Source organism: Micromonospora sp. CPCC 206171, assembly GCF_036906755.1.
Classification (GTDB): domain Bacteria; phylum Actinomycetota; class Actinomycetes; order Mycobacteriales; family Micromonosporaceae; genus Micromonospora; species Micromonospora purpureochromogenes.
In genome coordinates this window covers 108,720-132,712 of the sequence record NZ_JBAKHT010000011.1, presented here as the reverse complement: position 1 = coordinate 132,712, position 23,993 = coordinate 108,720, and the positions used below count along the sequence as shown (strand labels likewise).

Sequence of the window (23,993 nt, the reverse complement as noted above, 5' to 3'; positions counted from 1 at the left end):
TCAGGACACCAATCCGGTGAGTACGGCGAACGGGACCACCAGGTAGCCGACGCAGAGGCCGACGGCGACGACCAGCGCGATCGCCCGGTTGCGGCGCTCACCCTGCGGCGTCTGCTGGCCCAGGCTGCGCAGCGCGCTGAAGATGCCGTGCCGCAGGTGGAAACCGACGGTGACGATCGCCAGGGTGTAGAAGAGCGTGACGTACCAGCGCTCCGGCGCGAAGTCCGCGACCACGTTGCCGTACGGGTTGCTGGCGTCGCCCTGAGGGTTCAGGTCACCGGTGGTCAGGTCCAGGATGTGGTAGATCACGAAGAGCAGGATGATCACCCCACCCCAGCGCATCGTGCGGGCGGCGTAGCTGCCCTGGATCTTCTTGCGGTGGGCGTACTTCACCGGGCGGGCGGCGCGGGCGCGCCGGGCCAGCACGGTGGCGGCCACGATGTGCGCGACCACGGCGGCCGTGAGCACGGTCCGCTGGATCCACAGGTACCAGGTGTGGGGCAGCAGCGGTGTGCCGATGTCCCGCAGCCAGTGCGCGTAGTGGTCGAACGACGTCTCGCCGGTGAAGATCTTCAGGTTCCCCAGCATGTGCACGACGAGGAAGAGCACCAGGAGGATGCCCGTCACCGCCATGACGGCCTTCAGGCCGACGTTCGAGCGGATGGGCGACCGAGTTTTCGTGATTACCACCTGACCGACGCTAGGAGGACTTTGATCAGTCGTCCAATGCATCGACCTCGCAGTCTTGATAGCCATAAGCTATGTAGATGCAGCTCCATCAGCTCAAGTACTTCGTGGCGGTGGCAGAAGTACGACATTTCACCCAAGCCGCCGACCTCGTCGGCATAACCCAGCCCTCACTGAGTAAGCAAATTCACGCCCTGGAGACCGACCTGGGGGCCCCGCTCTTCGAACGGGTAAGGGGCAACATCGCTCTCACCGCTGCCGGCGAGGTGCTGCTGCCGTTGGCCAAGCGGATCCTCGCCGACGTCGACACCGCCACCCGCGAGGTGCAGGAACTGGTCGGCCTGCGCCGGGGCCGGGTCCGCCTCGGCGCCACCCCCAGCCTGGCCACCTCGCTCGCCCCACCGGTGCTGCGCCGGTTCCGCGACGCCCACCCCACCGTGGACCTGCGGGTGGAGGAGGGCGGCTCCCAGGACCTGGTCCGTGACCTGCTGCGCGGCGACCTCGACCTGGCGTTGATCATCATGCCGGCCCAGGGCACCGACCCGGGGCTGCGCGCCGACCCGATCCTGCGGGAGAGCCTCGTCGTCGCGTCGGTGGACCCGCTGCCCGCCGCCCGGGACAACGGTCAGCTGCGCATCACCGACCTGCGTGACCAGCCCCTGGTGATGTTCCGCGAGGGCTACGACCTGCGCGACGCCACCATCCAGGCCTGCCGGGAGGCCGGCTTCGAGCCGACCATCTCGGTCGACGGCGGCGAGATGGACGCCGTGCTCAGCTTCGTCGAGGCCGGGCTGGGCATCGCCCTGGTACCCGGCATCGTGGTCGCCCGCCGGGCCGGCGTCCGGGTCACCCGGCTCGCCCCGCCGGGAGTCCGCCGGACCATCGCGGTGGCCCGCCGCCGGGACGTGGTGCCCACCCACGCCGGCCGGGAGCTGCGCCGGATACTGCTGGAGTACGTCCACGACGCCACCGCCACCGACGAGCTGCCGCCGGGGGTGGAACCGCTGCCGTAGCCGGGCCGCTCAGCGCCCCTCGGCGTCGTCCATCGCCCGGTAGATCCGCTGCTCCGACACCGGGTACGGGGTGCCGAGCGCCTGGGCGAAGACGCTCACCCGCAACTCCTCGATCATCCACCGGATCTGCCGTACCGCCGCCGAGTTGCGTCGGCTCGGCGGCAGCGCGGCGAGCATGTCGGCGTACTCCTTCTGCACCACAGCGATCCGGTCCTGCTGCTGCTTGTCCCGCTGCGGGTTGCCCGGCAGCCGGTCCAGGCGCCGCTCGATCGCGGTCAGGTAGCGCAGCAGGTCGGGCAGGCGCGCGTACCCGGCCTCGGTGACGAACCCCTTGTGCACCAGCCCGGAGAGCTGGTGGCGGATGTCGGCCAGGGCGGCCACCACGGCCAGGTTCCGGGTCGCGCCGAGGCGCTGCTCCACCGCGTACGCGGCGGCGAGGACCCGGCGGACCCGGTCCATCACGTCGACCACCGTGTCGATCAGGTCGGCGCGGACCCGCTCGCGCAGCGCGGCGAAGCCCTCGGCGTCCCAGGCGGGCCCGCCCGCGTCGGCGATCAGCTTGTCGATCGCGGCCCCGGCGGCGTCGGAGATCAGCTCCTGCACCCCGCCGTGCGGGTTGCGGCTGAGGGCCAGCTTCGCCTCGTTGGAGAGCCGGCCCTGGAGGAACTTCGCCGGCGACGGCACGGTCAGCCGCAGCAGCCGCCGGGTGCCCGCCCAGTGCGCCGCGGCCTGCTCGGCCTCGGAGTCGAACACCTTCACCCCGACCGTCGCGCCCTCGTCGACCAGCGCCGGGTACGCGGTCACCGCGTAACCGGCCCGGACCTGCTCGATGGTGCGAGGAAGATCGTCGATGCTCCATTCACGGAGGCCCGTCCGGGCGACGTCCGGCGCGGCGGCGGCCACCACCTGGCGTACCTCCTGGCGGAGCTGGCGTTGCAGGGTCGGCAGGTCCTTGCCCTCGGCGACCGGCTTGTTCTCCTCGTCGAGCACCCGGAAGCTGACCCGCAGGTGGGCCGGCAGCCGGTCGACGTCCCAGGCGTCGCGCGGCACGGTCACGCCGGTCATCCGGCGCAGCTGCCGGGTCAGCGCGTCCAGCAGCGGCTCCTCGCCCGCCGGCATCGCCGCCAGCGCGGCCCGGGCGTAGTCCGGCACCGGGACGAAGTTGCGCCGGATCGCCTTGGGCAGCGACCGGATCAGCGCGACGACCAGTTCCTCGCGCAGCCCGGGCACCTGCCAGTCGAAGGTCTCCGCCGGCACCTGGTTGAGCAGCGGCAGCGGGATGTCCACGGTCACGCCGTCGGTCGGGGTGCCCGGGTCGAAGGTGTAGGTCAGCGGCAGGGTGACCCCGTCGGCCTGCCACTCGTCCGGGTAGTCGGCCTCGTCCACCCCGCCGCGACCGGCGTTGATCAGCAGCTCGCGGGTGAAGGTGAGCAGCTCCGGCTGCTCCCGGCGGGTCTTCTTCCACCAGGAGTCGAAGTGCCGGCCGGAGACCACGTCGGCGGGGATGCGCTGGTCGTAGAAGTGGAAGATCGTCTCGTCGTCGACCAGGATGTCCCGCCGCCGGGCCCGGTTCTCCAACTCCTCGATCTCGGTGAGCAGCCGCTGGTTGTCCCGCCAGAACTGGTGGTGGGTCTGCCAGTCGCCCTCCACCAGGGCGTGCCGGATGAACAGCTCCCGCGACAGCGCCGGGTCGATCCGGCCGAAGTTGACCTTGCGGGAGGTGACCAGCGGGATCCCGTACAGGGTGACCTTCTCGTAGGCCATCACCGCGGCCTGCTTCTTCTCCCAGTGCGGCTCGCTGTAGCTGCGCTTGACCAGGTGCTGCGCCAGCGGCTCGACCCACTCCGGCTCGACCCGCCCGGCGACGCGGCCCCAGAGCCGGGACGTCTCCACCAGCTCGGCGGCCATCACCCAGCGCGGTGGCTTCTTGAACAGCGCCGAGCCGGGGAAGATCGCGAACTTCGCACCGCGCGCCCCCAGGTACTCGTGCTTCTGCGCGTCCTTGAGCCCGACGTGGGACAGCAGACCGGGCAGCAGCGACTGGTGCACCTTCGGGGTGTCGATCTCCTCCGGCAGGTCCGCGGTCGGGCCGCGCCGTCCGCCGTCCGCCGGGGCCTCCGTCGCGCCGCGCCGGCCGCGCCCGCCGCCGCCCTGGTCCGGGGTACGCAGCACCTGGCGCAACTGGCTGACGATGTCCTGCCACTCGCGGACCCGCAGGTAGTTCAGGTATTCCGCCTTGCACATCCGGCGGAACGCGCTCGACGACAGCGCCCGCTGCTGCTCCCGCAGATAGCGCCACAGGTTGAGGAACGCGACGAAGTCGGACTCCTTGTCGGCGAACCGGGCGTGCGCCTGGTCGGCCTGCGCCTGCTTCTCCGCCGGCCGCTCGCGCGGGTCCTGGATGGAGAGCGCGGCGGCGATCACCATCACCTCGGTGGCGCAGCCGTTGCGTTCGCCCTCCAGCACCATCCGGGCCAGCCGGGGGTCGACCGGTAGCTGGGCCAGCCGCCGGCCCAGCGGGGTGAGCCGCTTCGCCGGGTCGGACTCGGTCGGGTCGAGCGCGCCCAGCTCGTGCAGCAGGTTGACGCCGTCGGTGACGTTGCGCCGGTCCGGCGGGTCGATGAACGGGAACGCGGCGATGTCGCCGAGCTCGATCGAGGTCATCTGGAGGATGACCGAGGCGAGGTTGGTGCGCAGGATCTCCGGGTCGGTGAACTCGGGCCGGGATTCGAAGTCCTGCTCGTCGTAGAGCCGGATGCAGATGCCGTCCGAGGTACGCCCGCAGCGACCCTTGCGCTGGTTGGCCGAGGCCTGCGAGACCGGCTCGATGGGCAGTCGCTGCACCTTGAGCCGGCTGGAGTAGCGGGAGATGCGGGCCGTACCCGGGTCCACCACGTACTTGATGCCGGGGACCGTCAGCGACGTCTCGGCGACGTTGGTGGCCAGCACCACCCGCCGCCCGGGGTGCGGGGCGAAGACCCGGTGCTGCTCGGCGGTCGACAGCCGGGCGTACAGGGGGAGGATCTCGGTGCCGAGCAGCGACCGTTTCTTCTCCACCAGCTTGCCCAGCGCGTCGGCGGTGTCCCGGATCTCCCGCTCGCCGGAGAGGAAGACCAGGATGTCGCCGGGTCCCTCGGCGGCCAGCTCCTCGACCGCGTCGCCGATCGCCTGGATCTGGTCGCGGACGTTCTCCTCGTCGTCGCCCTCGTCCTCCTCGGCCTCGCTCACCTCGACCAGCGGCCGGTACCGCACCTCGACCGGGTACGTCCGCCCGGAGACCTCGACGATCGGGGCCGGCTCGCCATCGGCGTCGGCGAAGTGCCGGGCGAACCGGTCCGTCTCGATGGTCGCCGAGGTGATGACCACCTTGAGGTCGGGGCGGCGGGGCAGGAGCTGCCGGAGGTACCCGAGGATGAAGTCGATGTTGAGGCTGCGCTCGTGCGCCTCGTCGATGATCAACGTGTCGTACTGGCGCAGCATCCGGTCGGTCTGCAACTCGGCCAGCAGGATGCCGTCGGTCATCAGCTTGACCAGGCTGCGGTCGCTCACCTGGTCGCTGAAGCGCACCTTGTAGCCGACCACGTCGCCCAGCTCGGTGCCGAGTTCCTCGGCGATCCGGTCGGCGACGGTCCGGGCGGCCAGCCGCCGGGGCTGGGTGTGCCCGATCAGGCCGTGCACCCCGCGCCCCAGCTCCAGACAGATCTTGGGCAGCTGGGTGGTCTTGCCGGAGCCGGTCTCGCCGGCCACGATCACCACCTGGTGGTCGCGGATCGCGGCGGCGATGTCGTCCCGGCGCTCGCTGACCGGCAACTGCGCCGGATAGGTGATCACCGGCACGGCGGCCCGCCGGTCCGCCAGCCGCGCCTCGGCGCGGGCCACGTCCACGGCGATCTCGGCGAGCGCGCCGTCGCGCCGCTCGGGCTCCCGGAGCTTGCGTGCGCCGTCCAGCCGCCGCTGCAGGCGGCGCTGGTCGCGGAACATCAGCGAGGAGAGGCGGCGGTGCAGGTCGCGGACGGTGACGGCCTCGGCGGGTACGGCTGGATTCTGCATGTCGTCGCCAAGGATAGGCAGCCCGCCGCCGGAGCGCCCCCGGGTTACCTCCGGCCGCCCGGCGTACCCCGTCGGCGTCGCTGCCCGGGCCGGCGGGCCGGCCAGGCTACAGTTTCCGGCGAGCGACACGATCCGGGGGCGGCGACATGACGATGCTGGACACCGACCGCGCGCTGGTGCAGGCGGCGACCGCGGTCGCCAAGCTGCGCTGCCGCAGCGACAACCACACCGTCGCCGCCGCGGCCCGGACCGCCGACGGCCGGGTCTTCACCGGCGTCAACGTCTACCACTTCACCGGTGGCCCGTGCGCCGAGGTGGTCGCGATCGGCGCGGCCGCCACCCAGGGGGCGGGCGAGCTGGAGGCCATCGTCGCGGTGGGTGACCGGGGGCGGGGCGTCATCCCGCCCTGCGGGCGGTGCCGGCAGGTCCTGCTGGACTACTTCCCGTCGATCAAGGTGATCGTCGGGCCGATGGACGCGCTGCGCCCGGTGCCCGTCGCCGACCTGCTGCCCGAGACCTACGTCTGGGGCGACCACCAGCTCGACGCGCCGATGTCGTCGCGCACCGGGCAGTGGCCGATGCCCACCGTGCCGAGCAGCCGGCCGGCCTCCGAGGACTGACCCTCCACCGGGTGGGCCAGTCGCCGGCGGCGCCTCGGCCCGCTGCGACGGCGGGTCAGTCGCCGGCGGCGGCCTCCAGCATCGAGCGGGGCACGCCGACGCTCTCGTAGCGCACGTTGCCCTCCGGCACCAGCCAGCTCGCCACCCGCACCACGAGTTGGCCGGCGCGCACCGCCGGGTCGTTGGCGTACAACTCGCGGGCCTCGTCCGGGCTGATCGGCAGCACGGCGAGACCGCGCAGGGTCGCATCGTCCGGGTCCACGAACGGCCCGGCGGCGAGCACGAGTCCCTGCTCCACCAGCCCCGACTGGTGGGCCAGGTGGGTGTCGTGCAGCAGATCCGCCGCGTCCCGGGGCAGCTCCGGCGCGTCCGCCGGGCGGCTGAAGAGGACGAGGGTGTGCTGGTCGAATCGCATGGACCCAGGGTAGGGGGGATTTTCCCCGGTTGGTTCCGGTGTGCCCGGGTCGACGGCTTATCGACGATGCTCGGTTAGGCCACCCTTCACGTCTCGGCTAAGGTAAGGCGTACCTTAGTCCCAGCTCGGGAGCATCGTGACCACCCTCGCCGCACGTCCGGTCGGCGCCGCCCGCCGCACCGGCGGCCAGCGGGGCCGCCGCACCGCCGTCGCCGTCGCGGCCGGAGTCGCACTGCTGCTCGCCGTGCTCGCCAGCCTCGCGCTCGGCAGCCGGCCGCTGGGCGTGGGCCAGGTCTGGGACGCGCTGGTCGCCCCGGACGGGGGCACGGCGAGCACCATCGTGCGCGAGCTGCGGATGCCGCGTACCGCCCTGGGCCTGGTCGTCGGCCTCGCCCTCGCGGTCGCCGGGGTGCTCTTCCAGGCGCTCACCCGCAACCCGCTCGCCGAGCCGCGGATCCTCGGCATCAGCGCCGGCGCCTCCTTCGGCGTCGTGCTGGCCATCGCCGTCCTCGGCGTCGGCAGCCTCGCCGGGTACGTCTGGTTCGGCATCGCGGGCGCGCTCGGCGCCGGCCTGCTGGTCTTCGCTGTCGCCAACCGGACCCGGGAGGGCGCCAGCCCGGTCACCCTCGCGCTGATCGGCGCGGCCCTCGACGCCAGCCTCGCCTCCGTGGTCTACGCGCTGCTCAGCATCGACGCGCGCACCTTCGAGGAGTACCGGTTCTGGGTCGTCGGCGGGCTGACCGGGCGGGACCTTGGCGTCGCCGCCCAGGTGCTGCCGTTCGTGCTCGCCGGGCTGGCCCTGGCCGCGGTGGTCGCCCGGGGCCTCGACGCGCTCGCCCTCGGCGACGACGTCGCCCGCGGCCTGGGCCACCGGATCGGCCTGGTACGCCTCGGCGGCGGCGCCGCCGCCGTGCTGCTCACCGGCGCCGCGGTCGCCTCGGCCGGGCCGATCGCCTTCGTCGGGCTCGCCGTGCCGCACCTGGCCCGCGCCCTGGTCGGCACCGATCACCGCTGGACCCTGGGCGTCTCCGCCCTGCTCGGCCCCACCCTGCTGCTCGGCGCCGACATCGTCGGCCGGCTGATCGCCCCACCCGGTGAGGTGCCGGCCGGGATCATCACCGCGCTGATCGGCGCGCCGCTGCTGGCGTACCTGGTCCGCCGCGCCAAGGTGGTGACCGCGTGAGCGCGAGGAGTGGGCCGGGTCTGCGAGCCCCGCAGTCGCCACCTGAGGCTGGCACCGTGAGCGCCCCCGACCTGACCGTTGCCCCGGCCGCCGCCCCGACCGGCCTGGCCGGGCTGCCCGGGCGGTCGCTGGTGCGGGTCGGGCCGGTCAGCCTCCAGGTGCGCCGCCGTGCGGTGCTCGTCGCGCTCGCCTCGACCGTGCTGCTCGCCCTGGCCGCGCTGCTCAGCCTCTGCCTCGGCACCCCGTACGTCGCGCCGGCCGACGTGCTCCGCGCCCTCTCCGGCGCCGGCACCCCGTACGACCTGGTCGTGCTCGACCTGCGGCTGCCCCGGCTCGTGCTGGCCGCGACGGCCGGCGCGGCCTTCGGGATCGCCGGCACGCTGATCCAGAGCGTGGCCCGCAATCCCCTGGCCAGCCCCGACGTCATCGGCATCACCCAGGGCGCCGGCCTGGCCGCCACCGTCGCGATCACCACCGGCGCGGCGGCCGTGCTGGTCGCCCCGGCGGCCCTGGTCGGCGGGCTGGCCGCGGCGGTCCTGCTGCTCGCGCTCGGCGCCCGGCACGGGCTGGCCGCGCAGCGGTTCGTGCTGGCCGGCGTCGCCGTCGCGTTCGCCCTGCGGGCGCTGACCGAGGTGGTCATGCTCTCCGCCGACCCGATCGACGGGCTGCGGGCGCAGATCTGGCTGATCGGCACCCTCGCCGGCAAGGGCTGGACCGAGACGGTCTGGATCGCGCTCACCCTGGCCGTGCTGTTGCCGGTGCTGGCCTGGGCTGGCTGGGCGCTCAACGGCTCCGCCCTGGACGACGACACCGCCCGGGGGATCGGGCTGCGCCCGGTGGCCCGCCGGATCGGCCTGGCCGCCACCGGCGTCGTCGTCGCGGCCACCGTCACCGCCCAGGTCGGCGCGGTCGACTTCGTCGCCCTGGTCGCCCCGCAGGTGGCCCGCCGGCTGGTCCGGGCCGAGCGGCCGCCGATGGTGTGCGCCGCGCTGCTCGGGGCCCTGCTGCTGGTGCTGGCCGACCTCGCCGGCCGGCGGCTGTTCGCCCCCACCCAACTGCCGGCGGGCGTGCTCACCGCCGCGATCGGCGGGCCGTACCTGATGTTCCTGCTGGTCCGCGGCCGTCGGCGGTCGTCGTGACGTCCACCCCTGGCACAGGAGGCGCGATGCTCTCCACCCGCGACCTGGTCGCCGGCTACGACGAACGGACCGTGCTCGACGGGCTCGACCTGGAGCTGCCCGCCGACGCGTTCACCGTCATCGTCGGGCCGAACGCCTGCGGCAAGTCCACCCTGCTGCGCACCATGGCCCGGCTGCTCACGCCCCGCCGGGGCGCGGTGCTGCTGGACGGCACCGCCATCCGCGACCTGCCCACCCGGGAGGTGGCCCGCCGGCTGGGCGTGCTGCCGCAGAGCCCGCTGGTGCCGGAGGGCGTCACCGTGGCCGACCTGGTCGGGCGGGGCCGGCAGCCCTACCAGCGGTGGTGGCGGCAGTGGTCGGAGCAGGACGCCGTCGCGGTGGACCGGGCGATGACGCTCGCCGACGTCGCCGGGCTGGCCGACCGGCCGGTGGACACCCTCTCCGGCGGCCAGCGGCAGCGGGTCTGGATCGCGATGACCCTCGCCCAGGACACCGAGGCGTTGCTGCTCGACGAGCCGACCACGTTCCTCGACCTGGCCCACCAGGTCGAGGTGCTGGACCTGCTGCACCGGCTGCGCGCCGAGCGGGGCCGCACCGTGGTCGCCGTGCTGCACGACCTCAACCAGGCCGCCCGCTATGCCGACCACCTCGTGGCGATGCGGGCCGGGTCCGTGGTCGCCGCCGGGCCGCCACGGGAGATCCTCACCGCGGAGCTGGTCCGGGACGTCTTCGGGCTCGACTGCGTGGTGGTGCCCTGCCCGGTCACCGGCGCCCCGCTGGTGGTGCCCGGTCTCACCAGCCCGTCGCTGGCCCCGCTGCCCGGGGCCCCGGTCGCCGCTCCCGCTCCGGCCGCGGACGTTCCGTCCGCCCTCGGCGTGCCTGCGGCCGTCGGTCCGGCGGCGCCCGCCGGTCCGGCGGCACCCGTCGGTCCGGTGTCCAGCGCCGGCACGTCCTCCGTTGCCGGCCCGGCCGGCTCGAATCCCGTGGGCCAGACCGCTCCGGCGGCCCGCACTTCCGTCGACGACGCGGACCCCCCGCGCGTCGGCCCGTACCCCTCGAAAGGACTCTGATGCGTCGTCTCGCCGCCACCCTCACCGCGGCCCTCGCTCTCGGCGTGGGCCTCACCGCCTGCGGGGAGAGCGACCCGGTCGCCGGCACCGCCACCGGGGAGACCCGGGAGATCACCCACGCCATGGGCAGCACCAAGGTCCCGGCCGAGCCGAAGCGCGTCGTGGTCCTCGACACCGACAAGATCGACACCGCTCTCTCGCTCGGCGTCACGCCGGTCGGCGCCGCCACCGCCGGTGAGGCGAAGAGCTGGCCGACCTACTTCGGCGAGGAGAAGCTCGCCGGCATCAAGGAGGTCGGGGTGCTCACCGAGCCCGACCTGGAGGCGATCACCGCGCTGAAGCCGGACCTGATCCTGGGCAGCAAGTTCCGGCAGGAGAAGTTCTACGACGAGCTGAGCGCCATCGCGCCCACCGTCTTCACCGAGAAGGTCGGCATCACCTGGAAGGAGAACCTGCTCCTCGACGGCCAGGCGCTCGGCAAGGAGCAGCAGGCCCGCGACCTGCTCGGCGCGTACGAGAAGCGGGCCAAGGAGCTCGGCGCGAAGCTGGGCGACGCCGCCTCCCGCAAGGTGTCCATCGTGCGCTTCATCCCGGGCAACATCCGGGTGTACGGCCCGGACTCCTTCTCCGGCATCGTCGTCGGCGACACCGGGCTGGGCCGCCCCGAGCGGCAGCGCCTGGAGGGCAAGGAGGACAAGCGGTTCGACCTGGTCAGCGCCGAGCGGATCAACGAGGTCGACGGTGACGTCATCTTCGTGACCGCGTACGGCGAGAAGGCCGCCGCCGAGCAGGCCAAGGTCACCGCCGGCTCGCTCTGGAAGGGCCTCTCGGCCGTCAAGGCCGGCAAGGCGCACGTCGTCTCCGACGAGGTCTGGATGACCGGCATCGGCGTCGGCGCCGCCAACAAGATCCTCGACGACCTCGCCAAGTACCTCACCGCCTGACCCCCCCGCATCGCGCCCTCCTCGTGGGGGCACTTTCAGAGAATGAGTGGCTATTCCTCGTCGAATAGCCACTCATTCTCTGTATGTGCGGGCTGAGTTCTCCGGGGCGTGGGGCGCGTGGGGCGGGGGGTGTGGCGTGCGCCTCGGTCGGCGCCGCTTGGGCGCTGAGTGTGCACGGGCCGGCGGGCGGCATGGATGCGTCGTGCAGTCCCCGCATCCCTGGGCGATGCGGGGGATGCGGGGCGCGGGTTAGGTCAGCGGCGGGTGCGGGAGATGAGGGCGGTGCGGACCTCGGTGAGGAAGGTGTCGAAGTCCTCGCGCATCCGCTTGCTGGTGACGTGCAGGACGATCCAGTCGTCGCCCAGCATCCTGTTGAGACGCTGGCGGTCGCGGTGGAACTGGTCCGGGTCGTGGTGCCAGAGCCCGTCGTACTCGATGGCCACCTTCAACTCGGGCCAGGCCAGGTCGACCCGGGCGACGAAACGGCCGGCCCGTTCGATGACGTGTTGGGTGACCGGTCGGGGCAGACCGGCCTCGATGAGTCGTACCCGCAGCTGCGACTCCGGTGGCGATGCCGCGCCGGAATCGCTGAGGCTGACCGCCCGGGCGAACTTCCGCCAGCCCCGCTCGCCGCGGTGCGTGGCCAGGTAGTGCTCCAGCTGCGCCAGGTCGACGGCGCCGACGTGTCGGAGCGAGTCGATCAGTGCCACCGCGTCGATGACGTCGAGCCAGTTCGCGAGGTCCCAACAGGTGCGCACCGGGGTGGTGACCGCGCAGCCGTCGACGCGCTGCACCTCGCCCTCGCGCCACGCGGCGACGTGGATGAGCAGACCGGCGAGCGGACCGAATCGCGAGTCGGGCTGGACCACCACCTCGACCGGATCGTCGGCCCGGGGACTCACCCCACCGTGCAGCGCGACCGCCGACCTACCGGCGAGCGCGCATCCCGGCGGAAAGAGCCACGACGCGGCGGCGCGGCACCTGCTGCGATGCGACAGGTCGAGACGGGCGTCCGCGTAGACGTTGTGGAATACCCTCCGCCAAGCACTGCTCCGAAGATCGTTCCTGGTCAACAGCCCACCATGAACCGCCTCACGAGCAAAGAAGACCCGCCCCACGAGGGCATCAGGACGTCGAGGTGTACGAGCCACCCCACCACCCTGCTTCCCCCACCCCCGCCCCGAAACCCCCTGTGGACAACCCCCTCACACCCCCGCCGCGCTTTCAGAGAAAGCGTGGCTATTCGGCGAGGAATAGCCACGCTTTCTCTGAAAGTGCACGCCCCCCAACGGGGGGCGGGGTCAGGGGGTGGGGTGGGTGGACTGGAAGCGGGGGCGGGTGAGGAAGGCCAGTTGGGCGCGCTTGTCGGGCATGTCGATCTGCTCGTCGAAGGTGAAGCCCTCGCGTTCGAGGCGGCGCAGCGCGAGGTGGTTGCGGACGTCCGGCTCGACCACGATCCGCTGCCGGGTGGGGTCGCGGAACAGGAAGCGGGCCAGTGCCGGGCCGACGGCGGTGGTCAGGCCGCGGGGCGGCCCGTGGCCGGGGGCGAGCAGCAGGTGCATCCCGATGTCGCCGTCCCGTACCGGGTATCGCTCGCCGACCGGGTCCGCCTCCGGCAGGTAGGTCTGGAACAGGCCGACCGGCTCGCCGTCGAGCATGATCAGGTACGCGTGGTGCGTGTCCAGCCCGTCGATGAACGCGTAGACCTCGCGCACCTCGTCCACGGTGTACCCGCCCATGCCCCAGAACGTCGCGCGCGGCTGGGTGACCCAGCCGTGCAGCAGCTCGGCGTGGGCGGTCGGGTCGACCACGACGAGCCGCAGCTCGCCGAAGCCGGGGATGTCCTGCTGGTACGTCACGGGTTCTCGTCTCCTGGTTGTCGGGTCAGGTGTCGCCAGTCGGTGTCCACCGGGTCCAGTTCGCCGGCTGCCCAGCGGGGAAGCTGGTCGGCGAAGTGCGGGTCGTCGGGGCGTCCGGACGCGCCGAACGGGACGATCCAGCGGCTGCGGGCGCGGTCGCCGAGGTCCCACACGTAGCGGGCGACCGGTCCGCGCCAGCAGGCGTCGGAGACGCCGGGGACGCTGGTGGTGGCGAGCACGCAGTCGGTGTCGCCGCCCAACGGTGTCGCGGCCCGCATGGCGACCACCGCGGCGTCGACGGCGGGGGCCACCCCGAGGTGCACCGGATGCAGCAGGTGCCGCCGCCCCCAGGCCGTCGGCGGCCCCTCGGCGGCCACGTCCGCCAGGGCCGCGGCCGCCACCGGCGCGACGTCGGCACCGAGGTGGTGCAGCCCGGCCGCGACGCCGTCGAGGGCATGGCCGATCCGCGACAGCGGGTCCGTCCACGGCGTGAAAAACTCGTCGTACGCGCCGGGGGCGCGCAACGGGCGCAGGCTCGGGTGCTCGTGCAGCCGGCGGGCCAGCGCGGTACGCCAGGCCGCGAAGGCGCCGGCGTCGGTGCTGTCGGCCCGCATCGACCCGTCCCAGGCGGTGAGCCGGTCCAGTAGCTCCCGGACGGGCGGGTCGAGGTCGTCGGGATCGAGCCGGTGGAGCAGCGCGCGCAGCGGCGTCGCGGCGAGCCGGGTGTCCATGTGTACGTCCTCCGGCGCGACGCCGTCGGCCAGCAGGGCCCGGATCCGGTCGGCGCGGTGCGACGGGGCGAAGTCGGCGCCGAGGTCGGCCACGTCGGGGCGGCGGTCGTTGGCGCAGACCGCGATGTCCTCGACCGGGATCGGCTTCGTCTCGGCGTACCCGCCGCGCCACCGGTACCGCGGGTCCCAGCCGGGGACCGGTTCGCGCCGGCAGCGTTCGTCCCGGTCGGGCACCAGCCCGGCGACCAGTTGGTGGACGGCCCCGCTCCGGTCCGCCACGAGCACGCTGTTGACCGGCTCGACCCAGGCGCGCAGCGCGTCGGCCACGTCGTCGACGGTGCGGGAGCGCAGCAGTGGCAGCAGCGCCTCGAAGCCGAGGTCCGCCTCGACCCGGGCTGGGGTGCGCAGGCTGATCGCCTCGCCGGTGTGCCGGTCGTGGTCCACCACGGGACCGCGCGGCGTCTCGACGACCTCCACGGTCTCCGGGTCGCCGCCGCAAACGGTGATCCGCTCGACGTGGCGGTACGCGGGCACCCAGCCGTCGGCGTCGCGGACCAGCACCCGGTCGCCGTCGGTGCGCAGTTGCTCGCGGTAGAGGTCCTGGTAGTCGGCCATCGCGTTGGTGACCGCCCAGGCCACCTCGCCCGCGTGGCCGAAGTGGGGCAGCCCCGGCACCCCGGGGAAGGCGAAGCCGAGCACGTCGAACTCGGGGCAGGCCAGCCGTACCTGCTGGTAGATGCCGGGCAGTTCGAGGAGGCGGTGCGGGTCGCCGGCGATGACCGGCCCCCGGCCGGTGGCGGCGTCGCCGGGCACCGCCCAGGCGTTGCTGCCGGAGCCGCCCGGGCCCTCGACGGCGAAGAGCCCGGTCGCGGCCGCGCCGAGGGTGGCGGTGACGTGGGCGTGCCAGAGCTTGTTCGGGAAGGTGGAGAAGAGGATGTGCTGGACGAGGAAGACCCCCAGCGGTGACCAGGGCTGCCACCGGCCGGGCGCGCAGCCGACCGCCGCGAACTCGGGGGCACCGGCGGCGCCCTCGGCGAGCCCGTCGTTGACCCCGGCCACATAGGCGGTGACCCACCGCCGGGTGGCGGGGGAGAGGCGGTGGAAGCACCGCCGCGCGGTGTCGTCGAGCCGGGCGCGCCGGGCGAACCGGTCCCAGCCCAGCGCGTCCGGACCGACGTGCGCGGCGAGCCGGCCCTCCGAGCGCCACCGTTCGACCTCGATCTGCCAGGCCCGGTCGAGCGCGGCCACCCGGCCCTGCAACCGGGCCAGCTCGTCGACCGAGCCGGCGCGCAGATGCGGCACGCCTCGGGCGTCGCGATAGACGCCCGTCACCGCGCGGCCCGCTCCGGAATCGGGGCGAGCCGCGTGCTCCTCGAATATCAACTTAGGTTACCCTCCCCTAACTAAGGCGAACCTTACTGGAGGGCGACACGTGAAACGCAACTGGGAAGCCCTGGTCCTCAAGGCCATGGGCGGCCGGGACTTCCGGCTGACCGTGCTCGGCACCGAGGCGGTCGGCGGCCACTACCAGCGGCTGCTGATGGACGGCGGCGGCCTGCTGGAGTCGTGCGGGGTGCACCCGACCATGTGGATCCGGCTCTGGTTCGACGACGACGGCCGACCGCACCAGCGCGCGTACACGCTGGTCGACCCGGACCCGGCCACCGGGCGCTTCCACCTGGAGTTCGCCCTGCACGACGGGTGTGCCGCGCGCTGGGCCACCACGGCCGAGGTCGGCGACACCATCGACGCCACGGTCCAGGGCAGCGCCTTCCACCTGCCCGATCCCGCACCCGCGCACCTCTACCTGGTCGGCGACGCCGCCTCGCTGCCCGCGGTGAACAGCCTGCTCGACACCGCCGCCGACATTCCGGCGACGGTCTGGCTGGAGTACGCGCACGAGGGTGAGCAGGCCCTGACGCCGCGCGCCCAGGCGGGACACGAGGTCACCTGGGTGCCCCGCCGGGACGAGGGGCGGCACCTGGTCGAGACGGTCTGCGCGGCGTTGCCCGCCGCCGCCGACGCCCACTACTGGGTCGCCTGCGAGGCGGCCAGTACGCGCAGCATCACCCGGCACGTGCGGCGCACCCTCGGCGCCGGCCGGCACCAGGTGACCTCGCTCGGCTACTGGACCGCCCGGTGAACGGCCGCCTCGGCACCCTGACCTCGCTCTACGTCACCCAGTACCTCGGAGTCGGCTTCATCACCGTCGGCTTGACCGCCATCCTGCGCGACGGCGGCACCTCGCTGGACACGTTGGCGCTGCTGCAGTTCGTCGGCCTGGTCTGGCCGCTCAAGTTCCTCTGGGCACCGATCCTCGACCGGTACGGATCACGCCGGCGGGGCCACTACCGGTCCTGGCTGCTGGTGCTCCAGGCCGGCCTGGTGCTGTCGCTGCTCGCCCTACTGCCGTTCGATCGTCCCGCCGGGCAGCTCGGCCCGATCGTGGCGATCTGTGCCGCGTACGTGTTCCTCTCCGCGACCCAGGACATCGCCGTCGACGCCGTCGCCGTCCGGCTGTTGTCGGCGCGCGCCCGGGGGGCCGGCAACGGCGTCCAGGTCGCCGCCAGCTATCTCGGCAACCTGCTCGGCGGCGGCGCCTGCGTGGTCGTCTACGACCGGTTCGGCTGGCGGCCGGCGATCCTGCTGCTGGCCGGGCTGACCGCGCTGGGGCTGCTGGTGGTGTGGCGGTTCCGGGAACCGGACCGGGCCGATCGGGTGGGCTCCGCCGCGCAGGCGTACCGGGCGCTGCTGTCGGTGTTCGCCCAGCCCGGGTGTCGGTGGTGGACGTTCGGGGTCGTGCCGTTGGTCTACACCGGCGCCGGCGCGGCGTACGCGCTGGTCACGCCGGCGCTGGTGGACGCCGGCTGGTCCCTGGGGCGGATCGGGGTGGTGACCGGCGTGGTGACCAGCGCTCCCGCCGTCGTGGCCGGGCTGCTCGCCGGCGCCGGCGTGGGCCGGTTCGGTCGCGGGGCGGTCCTCGTCGTCGCGGGGGTGTCCCTCGTGGTCTCCACGGCGCTGCTGCTGCCGCTGCTGACCGGGCGGGCGCCCGTGGGCGGGACGGTGGCCGCGCTGTGCTGCTTCATGGCCGCGTACACCGTGGCCAACGTGGTGCTCTACACGGTCAACATGGACTACTCCCGGCCCGGCACCGGCGGCACCGACTTCACCGTCCTGTCCTCGTTCGGGCTGGTCTGCTCGTTCGTGGCGGCCTCGGTCGGGCTGGCCGCCGCCGACCGGGCGGGCTATCCCGCCGTCGCGGGCGCCTGCGTGGTCCTGGTGGTGCTCGGCGTCGCGGTGGGCGTCGCCCACCAGCGCCGGTTCGCGTCTGCGTCCGACGCCGGGACGGAGACGCCGATCACCGAGCCGCGGCGCGCCGAACCGGTGCGGCGTTGACGGGAACTTAGGTTAGGGTAACCTAACTTCACTCGATCAACTCGGGACCGCTGGCGGACGCCGCGCCGATGCCCGTCCGCCCGCCGTGTCCACTTTCGACCATTGAGGACTGCCATGAGTCTGCCCGGAGCAACCGTTCAGGCCCTCCCGACCGGAGCCGTCCCCGGCCCGGTGGCCGCCGACCGGGCCCACCTGTTCACCGCCGGCACCGTCGCGGACTACCGGCGGGTGCTGGCCGACGGCATCAACCGGGTGGCCGACCGGGTCGCCGCCGCCGACCGGCCCTTCACCGGCGTCACCCCGCAGGACCTCGCGCCCCGGATCGCCGGCATCGACCTGGACCGGCCGCTCGGCGACACCGGGGCGGCGCTCGACGAGCTCCAGGACGTCTACCTGCGCGACGCGGTGTACTTCCACCACCCGCGCTACCTGGCGCACCTGAACTGCCCGGTGGTGATCCCGGCGCTGCTCGGCGAGGCGGTGCTGAGCGCGGTCAACTCCTCGCTGGACACCTGGGACCAGAGCGCCGGCGGCACGCTGATCGAGCGTCGTCTGATCGACTGGACGGTCGACCGGGTCGGGCTCGGCCCGGCCGCGGACGGGGTGTTCACCAGCGGCGGGACGCAGTCGAACCTCCAGGCGATGCTGCTGGCCCGGGAGGAGGCGGTCGGCCGGGCGGCGACCTCGGGCGGCACCCGGCCGTCCCGCCCGGAGTCGCTGTCCCGGCTGCGGATCCTCACCTCGGCGGCCGGCCACTTCAGCGTGCAGAAGGCGGCGAAGCTGCTCGGCCTCGACGCCGACGCGGTGGTCACCGTCGGCACCGACGCCGAGCGCCGGATGCGCACCGACGAACTGGCCCGGGAGATCGACCGGTGCCGTCGGGAGGGGCTGCGGGTGATGGCCGTGGTGGCGACCGCCGGCACCACCGACTTCGGCACCATCGACCCGCTGCCGCGGATCGCCGACATCTGCGCGGCGGCCGGCGTGTGGCTGCACGTCGACGCCGCGTACGGCTGCGGGCTGCTGGTCTCGCCGACCCGGCGGCACCTGCTCGACGGCATCGAGCGGGCCGACTCGGTGACCGTGGACTACCACAAGTCCTTCTTCCAGCCGGTCAGCTCCAGCGCGCTGCTGGTGCGCGACCGCCGGGTGCTGCGGCACGCCACCTGGCACGCCGACTACCTCAACCCCGCGCGGGCGGTCGAGCAGCGCATCCCCAACCAGGTCGACAAGAGCATCCAGACCACCCGCCGCTTCGACGCCCTGAAGCTCTGGCTCACCCTGCGCATCATGGGCCCGGACGCGGTCGGGGCGCTCTTCGACGAGGTGATCGACCGGGCCGCCGCCGCCTGGCACCTGCTCACCGAGGACCCCCGCTTCGAGGTGGTGACCCGGTCCCAGCTCAGCACCGTGGTCTTCCGCTACCTGCCCACCGGTCCCGGCCGGCCGCTCGTCGACGAGGCCAACCTGTACGCCCGCGAGGCGCTGGCCGCGTCCGGCGCCGCCCTCGTCGCGGGCACCACCGTGGACGGCGCGCACCACCTGAAGTTCACCCTGCTCAACCCGGAGACCAGCGTGGACGACATCGCCCACGTCCTCGACCTGATCGCCGAACACGCCGGCTGGTACGTGCGTACCCGCACGGCCGGTGAGCTGTCCTGCCCCATCCGCTGACCGGCCGTCCCGCCCTGGAGAACCCCATGTCGACCCACGACTTCATCGCCGTCGGGCTGGGCCCGTACAACCTGGGCCTGGCCTGCCTGACCGCGCCGATCGGCGACCTCGACGGCCTCTTCCTCGAGGCCCGCGACGAGTTCAACTGGCATCCCGGCATGCTGCTGGAGTCCACCCGCCTGCAGACGCCGTTCCTCGCGGACCTGGTCACCCTGGCCGACCCCACCTCGCCCTACTCGTTCCTGAACTACCTCAAGGAGTCCGGGCGGCTGTACCCGTTCTACATCCGGGAGAGCTTCTTCCCGCTGCGCAGCGAGTACAACGACTACTGCCGGTGGGCGGCGGCGAAGCTCTCCACCGTCCGGTTCGGCCACAGGGTCACCTCCATCGAGTACGACCCGGCCGACGAGCGGTACGTCGTGCATGCCACGGCGGCCGGCCAGCGGGTCACCCACCGGGCCCGGCACCTGGTGCTGGGCACCGGCACCCCGCCCCACGTACCCGAGGCCTGCCGGGACCTCGGCGGCGACGTGATCCACAACTCGCGGTACCTGGAGAACCGGGCGGCGCTGCGGGCCAAGCGCAGCGTCACCGTGGTCGGCAGCGGGCAGAGCGCGGCCGAGATCTACCACGACCTGCTCTCCGACATCGGCACCCACGGCTACCAGCTCAACTGGGTCACCCGCTCGCCGCGGTTCTTCCCGCTGGAGTACACCAAGCTCACCCTGGAGATGACCTCGCCGGACTACGTGGACTACTTCCACGCCCTGCCCGAGGCGACCCGGTACCGGCTGGAGGCCGAGCAGAAGGCCCTGTTCAAGGGCATCAACGCCGAGCTGGTCAACGACATCTTCGACCTGCTCTACGCCCGCAGCGTCGCCGGCCCGGTGCCCACCCGGCTGATGACCAACACCGCGCTGAGCACCGCCACCCACGACCCGGCGAGCGGGACGTACACGCTCGGCCTGCGCAACGTCGAGCAGGGCCGCGACTTCACCCTCACCACCGAGGGGCTGGTGCTGGCCACCGGCTACCACTACCGGGTGCCCGACTTCCTGGAGCCGATCCGCGACCGGCTCCGCTGGGACTCGCACGGCCGCTTCGACGTCGCCCGCAACTACGCCGTCGACCACACCGGCCGGGGCGTCTTCCTGCAGAACGCCGGCACCCAGGCGCACAGCATCACCTCGCCGGATCTCGGGATGGGCGCGTACCGCAACTCCTGGATCATCCGGGAACTGACCGGGCGCGAGCACTACCCGATCGAGCGGCGCATCGCCTTCCAGGAGTTCGGCGCGCCGGTGGCGGTGACCGCATGACGGTGTTCCGGCGGGTCGACGACCGGCTCGGCGAGTTCGCCCTGCGTACCCTCGATCCGGACGGTGACGCCGCGCTGCTGCACGGCTGGGTCACCCACCCCAGGGCCGCGTTCTGGCTGATGCAGGACGCCGACGTGGCCCGGGTGGCGCAGGAGTACCGGCGGATCGCCGCGCACCCGCACCACGACGCGTACCTCGGCTCGTGGCGCGGTCGCCCGGCGTTCCTGGCCGAGCGGTACGACCCGGCCCACGTCGAGCTCGTCGGCCGGTACGACGCCGCGGACGGCGACGTCGGCATGCACTTCCTCTGCGCGCCCCCCGACACCCCCGTGCACGGCTTCACCCGCGCCGTGATCACCACGGTCGTGGCGTGGCTCTTCGCCGACCCGGCCGTCCGCCGCGTCGTCGTCGAACCGGACGTGCGCAACCACGCCGTGCACGCGCTCAACGCCGCCGTGGGCTTCACCGTCGTCGGCCCGATCCGCAAGCCCGAGAAGGACGCCCTGCTCAGCGTCTGCACCCGTGAGAATTTCCTGGCCGCCACCCGAGGAGACCTGCCCGCGTGAACCCGCTCGCATCCGTGGACCACCTGACCCCGGGGCACTGGGCCGAGGCCAACCGGCTGCTGGTCCGCAAGGCCCTCGCGGAGTTCGCCCACGAACGACTGATCACCCCCGAGCCGCTGGGCGCGGACCGCTACCGGGTACGCGGCGACGACGGCAGCGTCGAGTACCGGTTCACCGCCCGGCTGCTCTCCCTGCGGCACTGGCAGGTGGACGCGGCGAGCATCATCCGGCACTCCGGTGGCCGCGAGCTGCCGCTGGACGCCGTCGACCTCTGCCTCGACCTGCGCGGGGCGCTCGGCCTCACCGACGAGATCCTGCCGGTCTACCTCGAGGAGATCACCTCGACGCTGGCCGGCACCGCGTACAAGCTCGGCAAGCCGGCGATGGACGCCACCAAGCTGGCCCGGGCGGACTTCCAGGACATCGAGACCCAGATGACCGAGGGGCACCCCTGCTTCGTGGCCAACAACGGCCGGATCGGTTTGGGGGTGCACGAGTACCACCGGTACGCCCCGGAGGCCGCCCGGCCGGTCCGGCTGATCTGGCTGGCCGCACACCGCGACCACACCACCTTCAGCTGCGCCGCCGACCTGGACTACGACACCCTGGTCCGCGCCGAACTCGGCGACGACACGCTCGCCGGCTTCGCCCGTACCCTCACCGGCCTGGGCCTGGACCCGGCCGACTACCTGCTCCTCCCGGTGCATCCGTGGCAGTGGTGGAACAAGCTCGCCGTCAGCTTCGCCGGCGAGGTGGCCCGGCGGCAGCTGGTCTGCCTCGGCGAGGGCCCCGACGAGTACCTCGCCCAGCAGTCCATCCGCACCTTCTTCAACGTCACCCACCCGGAGAAGCACTACGTCAAGACCGCCCTGTCGGTGCTCAACATGGGCTTCATGCGCGGGCTCTCCGCCGCGTACATGGAGCACACCCCGGCGATCAACGACTGGCTGGCCGACCTCGTCGCCACCGACCCCGTGTTCCGGCGCACCCGGCTGACGATCATCCGGGAGCGCGCCGCGATCGGCTACCGCCACCGGCAGTACGAGGCGGCGACCGACCGGTACTCCCCGTACCGGAAGATGCTGGCCGCGCTCTGGCGGGAGAGCCCGGTCGGCGGGCTGGAGCCGGGCCGCCGGCTGGCGACCATGGCGTCCCTGCTGCACGTCGACCGGGGCGGCCGCTCGGTCGCCGGCGCCCTGGTCGCGGAGTCGGGGCTGGCGCCGACGGTCTGGCTGCGCCGCTACCTCGACGCCTACCTGGTCCCCCTGCTGCACAGCCTCTACGCCCACGACCTGGCCTTCATGCCGCACGGGGAGAACGTGATCCTGGTGCTGCACGACGGGGCGGTGGAGCGGGTGATCTTCAAGGACATCGCCGAGGAGATCGCGGTGATGGACCCCGAGGCCGACCTGCCACCGGCGGTGCGGCGCATCCGGGTCGCCGTCCCCGACGAGGAGAAGATCCTGTCGATCTTCACCGACGTGTTCGACTGCTTCCTGCGCCACCTCAGCGCCATCCTGGTCACCGAGGGCGTCGTGGCCGAGGACGAGTTCTGGCGCACGGTGGCCGAGTGCGCCGCCGACTACCAGCGCAGCGTCCCGCACCTGGCCGACCGGCTGCGCCGGCACGACCTCTTCGCCGCCGAGTTCCCGCTGTCCTGCCTGAACCGGCTGCAACTGCGCAACAACCGGCAGATGGTCGACCTCGCGGACCCGTCGGCCGCGTTGCAGTTCGTCGGCACCCTGGCCAACCCGCTCGCCCGCTTCGCCCCGCCGCGATGAGCGCCCCCGGCGCGGTACGCGACGGCACCCCGGCGGCGGGGGCCCGGCCGGCCGGCCCGGTCCGACACCGCTGGCTGATCCTGGCCGTGCTGTGCCTGGCCCAGGTCACCGTGGTCCTCGACAACACCGTGCTGACCGTGGCGATCCCGGTGCTCACCGGCGAACTGGACGCCACCACCGCCGACGTCCAATGGATGATCAACGCGTACGCGCTGGTGCAGTGCGGCCTGCTGCTCACCGCCGGCAGCGCCGCCGACCGGTACGGGCGGCGGCGGATGCTGCTGGCCGGTCTGGTCCTGTTCGGCGCCGGCTCGCTGGCCGCCGGGCTCGCCGGGACCAGCGGTCAGCTCATCGCCGCCCGGGCCGGCATGGGGATCGGCGGCGCCCTCCTGGTCACCGCCACCCTCGCGGTCGCCATGCAGATCTTCGACACCACCGAGCGGACCCGGGCGATCGGTCTCTGGGCGGCCACCAGCGCGCTGGGCTTCGCGGCCGGGCCGCCGATCGGTGGCGCCATCCTCGCCCACCTGCCGTGGAACGCGATCTTCCTGGTCAACGTCCCGATCGTGCTGGTCTGCCTGCTGGCCGCCGGGGCGCTGGTGCCGGAGTCGCGCGATCCGGTGGACGGCCGCCTCGACCTGCTCGGCGTGCTGCTCTCCACGGCCGGCCTGACCGGGGTGGTCTGGGCGATCATCTCCGGCCCGGAGCGTGGGTGGGCGGCGCCGGCGGTGCTCGGCGCGGCCGGTGCCGGCGTGCTCCTGCTGGTGCTCTTCGTGGTGTGGGAGCGGCGGATCCCCGCCCCGATGCTGGACATGAGCCTGTTCGCCGAACGCCGGTTCGTCGGCGCGATCTCCGGGGTCGTCCTGATCACCTTCGGCGCCACCGGCGCCCTGTTCCTGCTGACCCAGCACCTCCAGTTCGTGCGCGGCTATTCGGCGTGGGAGGCCGGGCTGCGGATGGTGCCCTTCGCGCTCTCCATCGTCGTGCTCAACCTCGCCGGCGTCGCCGCCCGGGTCATCCGCCGACTCGGGTCGCCGGCGGCGATCGCCGTCGGGATGGCGCTGCTGGCCGGCGGACTCACGGTCGTCACGCACGCACCGGGGGACGGCTATCCCGTGCTGCTCGGCGGGCTGCTGCTGATGGGCGCCGGCTGCGCGCTGGCCAACCCGGCCATCGTCGAGGCGGTGATGAGCGCCGTGCCGGCGCGCAAGGCCGGCGTCGGCGCGGGGGTGGACGGCACCATGACCGAGGTCGGCGGCAGCCTGGGCATCGCCGTGCTGGGGGCCGTGCTGAACGCCCGGTTCGCCGCGCTGCTGCCGCCCGCCCTGGCCGGCGCGGGATCGCTCCCCGCCGCCGTGGCCGCCGCCCGGTCGGAGAGCGAACGGCAGGTCGTCTCCGACGCGTTCCGCGCGGCGCTGGAGACCGGTCAGACGGTGGGCGCCGTCGCGGTTCTCGTCGGCGGCCTGGTCACCGCGGGACTGCTGCACCGGGCCGACCGCTCCGGCTGACCCACCGTCGCGCCCCGCTCCCGCCCGGACCGTGACCG

18 protein-coding genes and 1 pseudogene are annotated in these 23,993 nt (G+C 73.3%); 13 read left to right on the top strand and 6 right to left on the bottom strand.

The window, feature by feature from the left end; translation table 11 throughout:
• A complete protein-coding gene (locus V6U89_RS15535; RefSeq protein WP_334571766.1) occupies window positions 1-732 on the bottom strand; it encodes a succinate dehydrogenase cytochrome b subunit in 732 nt (243 codons plus the stop codon).
• Window positions 733-767: 35 nt separating this feature from the next.
• Between V6U89_RS15535 and V6U89_RS15530 the strand changes: the two genes are divergently transcribed.
• Entirely contained in the window at window positions 768-1,700 is a 933-nt protein-coding gene (locus tag V6U89_RS15530; protein WP_334571763.1) for a LysR family transcriptional regulator, read from the top strand.
• Between the two features lie 9 nt (window positions 1,701-1,709).
• Here V6U89_RS15530 and hrpA read toward each other — a convergent pair whose 3' ends face one another.
• Complete coding sequence (gene hrpA, locus V6U89_RS15525; protein WP_334571761.1) at window positions 1,710-5,750, bottom strand: ATP-dependent RNA helicase HrpA; 4,041 nt, start codon at window positions 5,748-5,750, stop codon at window positions 1,710-1,712.
• A gap of 146 nt (window positions 5,751-5,896) precedes the next feature.
• On the opposite strand from hrpA, the gene V6U89_RS15520 reads away from it, so the two are divergent.
• The gene (locus V6U89_RS15520; RefSeq protein ID WP_334571760.1) at window positions 5,897-6,370 is read left to right on the top strand and encodes a cytidine deaminase family protein; all 474 of its coding nucleotides are present in this window, start codon (window positions 5,897-5,899) and stop codon (window positions 6,368-6,370) included.
• Between the two features lie 55 nt (window positions 6,371-6,425).
• Here the strand turns inward: V6U89_RS15520 and V6U89_RS15515 are convergent, their stop codons facing one another.
• The gene (locus V6U89_RS15515; RefSeq protein WP_334571758.1) at window positions 6,426-6,785 is read right to left on the bottom strand and encodes a YciI family protein; all 360 of its coding nucleotides are present in this window, start codon (window positions 6,783-6,785) and stop codon (window positions 6,426-6,428) included.
• A 136-nt stretch (window positions 6,786-6,921) separates the two neighbouring features.
• Between V6U89_RS15515 and V6U89_RS15510 the strand changes: the two genes are divergently transcribed.
• From V6U89_RS15510 to V6U89_RS15495, 4 genes and pseudogenes are all read left to right on the top strand, one after another.
• A complete protein-coding gene (locus V6U89_RS15510; protein WP_334571757.1) occupies window positions 6,922-7,968 on the top strand; it encodes a FecCD family ABC transporter permease in 1,047 nt (348 codons plus the stop codon).
• A gap of 56 nt (window positions 7,969-8,024) precedes the next feature.
• A complete protein-coding gene (locus V6U89_RS15505) occupies window positions 8,025-9,107 on the top strand; it encodes a FecCD family ABC transporter permease (protein ID WP_334571755.1) in 1,083 nt (360 codons plus the stop codon).
• 26 nt (window positions 9,108-9,133) lie between these two features.
• A pseudogene (locus V6U89_RS15500) lies at window positions 9,134-9,895 on the top strand (ABC transporter ATP-binding protein); the annotation flags it as partial.
• Window positions 9,896-10,176: 281 nt separating this feature from the next.
• On the top strand, window positions 10,177-11,121 hold the full coding sequence (locus tag V6U89_RS15495; RefSeq protein ID WP_334571753.1) for an ABC transporter substrate-binding protein: 945 nt from the start codon (window positions 10,177-10,179) through the stop codon (window positions 11,119-11,121).
• A 254-nt stretch (window positions 11,122-11,375) separates the two neighbouring features.
• Here V6U89_RS15495 and V6U89_RS15490 read toward each other — a convergent pair whose 3' ends face one another.
• From V6U89_RS15490 to V6U89_RS15480, 3 genes are all read right to left on the bottom strand, one after another.
• Window positions 11,376-12,023 carry an endonuclease domain-containing protein gene (locus V6U89_RS15490; RefSeq protein ID WP_334571751.1) on the bottom strand — a complete coding sequence of 216 codons (648 nt, stop codon included), beginning with the start codon at window positions 12,021-12,023 and terminating at the stop codon, window positions 11,376-11,378.
• A 399-nt stretch (window positions 12,024-12,422) separates the two neighbouring features.
• Window positions 12,423-12,980, bottom strand: a complete 558-nt coding sequence (locus V6U89_RS15485) for a GNAT family N-acetyltransferase (RefSeq protein ID WP_334571749.1) — start codon at window positions 12,978-12,980, stop codon at window positions 12,423-12,425.
• A complete protein-coding gene (locus V6U89_RS15480) occupies window positions 12,977-15,043 on the bottom strand; it encodes a penicillin acylase family protein (RefSeq protein ID WP_334571748.1) in 2,067 nt (688 codons plus the stop codon). The genes V6U89_RS15485 and V6U89_RS15480 overlap by 4 nt, the downstream gene beginning before the upstream one ends.
• Window positions 15,044-15,143: 100 nt before the next feature.
• Between V6U89_RS15480 and V6U89_RS15475 the strand changes: the two genes are divergently transcribed.
• The 7 genes from V6U89_RS15475 (at window position 15,144) to V6U89_RS15445 (ending at window position 23,955) form a co-directional block, all read left to right on the top strand.
• Entirely contained in the window at window positions 15,144-15,854 is a 711-nt protein-coding gene (locus V6U89_RS15475; RefSeq protein ID WP_334571746.1) for a siderophore-interacting protein, read from the top strand.
• Window positions 15,851-17,107 (top strand): MFS transporter, encoded by a 1,257-nt coding sequence (locus V6U89_RS15470; protein ID WP_334571743.1) that lies wholly within the window; start codon window positions 15,851-15,853, stop codon window positions 17,105-17,107. The genes V6U89_RS15475 and V6U89_RS15470 overlap by 4 nt, the downstream gene beginning before the upstream one ends.
• 114 nt (window positions 17,108-17,221) lie before the next feature.
• Complete coding sequence (locus tag V6U89_RS15465) at window positions 17,222-18,781, top strand: pyridoxal phosphate-dependent decarboxylase family protein (protein ID WP_334571741.1); 1,560 nt, start codon at window positions 17,222-17,224, stop codon at window positions 18,779-18,781.
• A 26-nt stretch (window positions 18,782-18,807) separates the two neighbouring features.
• Window positions 18,808-20,100 (top strand): lysine N(6)-hydroxylase/L-ornithine N(5)-oxygenase family protein, encoded by a 1,293-nt coding sequence (locus V6U89_RS15460; protein WP_334571739.1) that lies wholly within the window; start codon window positions 18,808-18,810, stop codon window positions 20,098-20,100.
• Window positions 20,097-20,666 carry a GNAT family N-acetyltransferase gene (locus V6U89_RS15455; RefSeq protein WP_334571738.1) on the top strand — a complete coding sequence of 190 codons (570 nt, stop codon included), beginning with the start codon at window positions 20,097-20,099 and terminating at the stop codon, window positions 20,664-20,666. Before V6U89_RS15460 ends, V6U89_RS15455 begins: the two co-directional genes overlap by 4 nt.
• Window positions 20,663-22,447, top strand: a complete 1,785-nt coding sequence (locus tag V6U89_RS15450; RefSeq protein ID WP_334571737.1) for an IucA/IucC family protein — start codon at window positions 20,663-20,665, stop codon at window positions 22,445-22,447. The genes V6U89_RS15455 and V6U89_RS15450 overlap by 4 nt, the downstream gene beginning before the upstream one ends.
• Entirely contained in the window at window positions 22,444-23,955 is a 1,512-nt protein-coding gene (locus V6U89_RS15445) for an MFS transporter (protein WP_334571735.1), read from the top strand. The genes V6U89_RS15450 and V6U89_RS15445 overlap by 4 nt, the downstream gene beginning before the upstream one ends.
• Window positions 23,956-23,993: the final 38 nt, after the last annotated feature.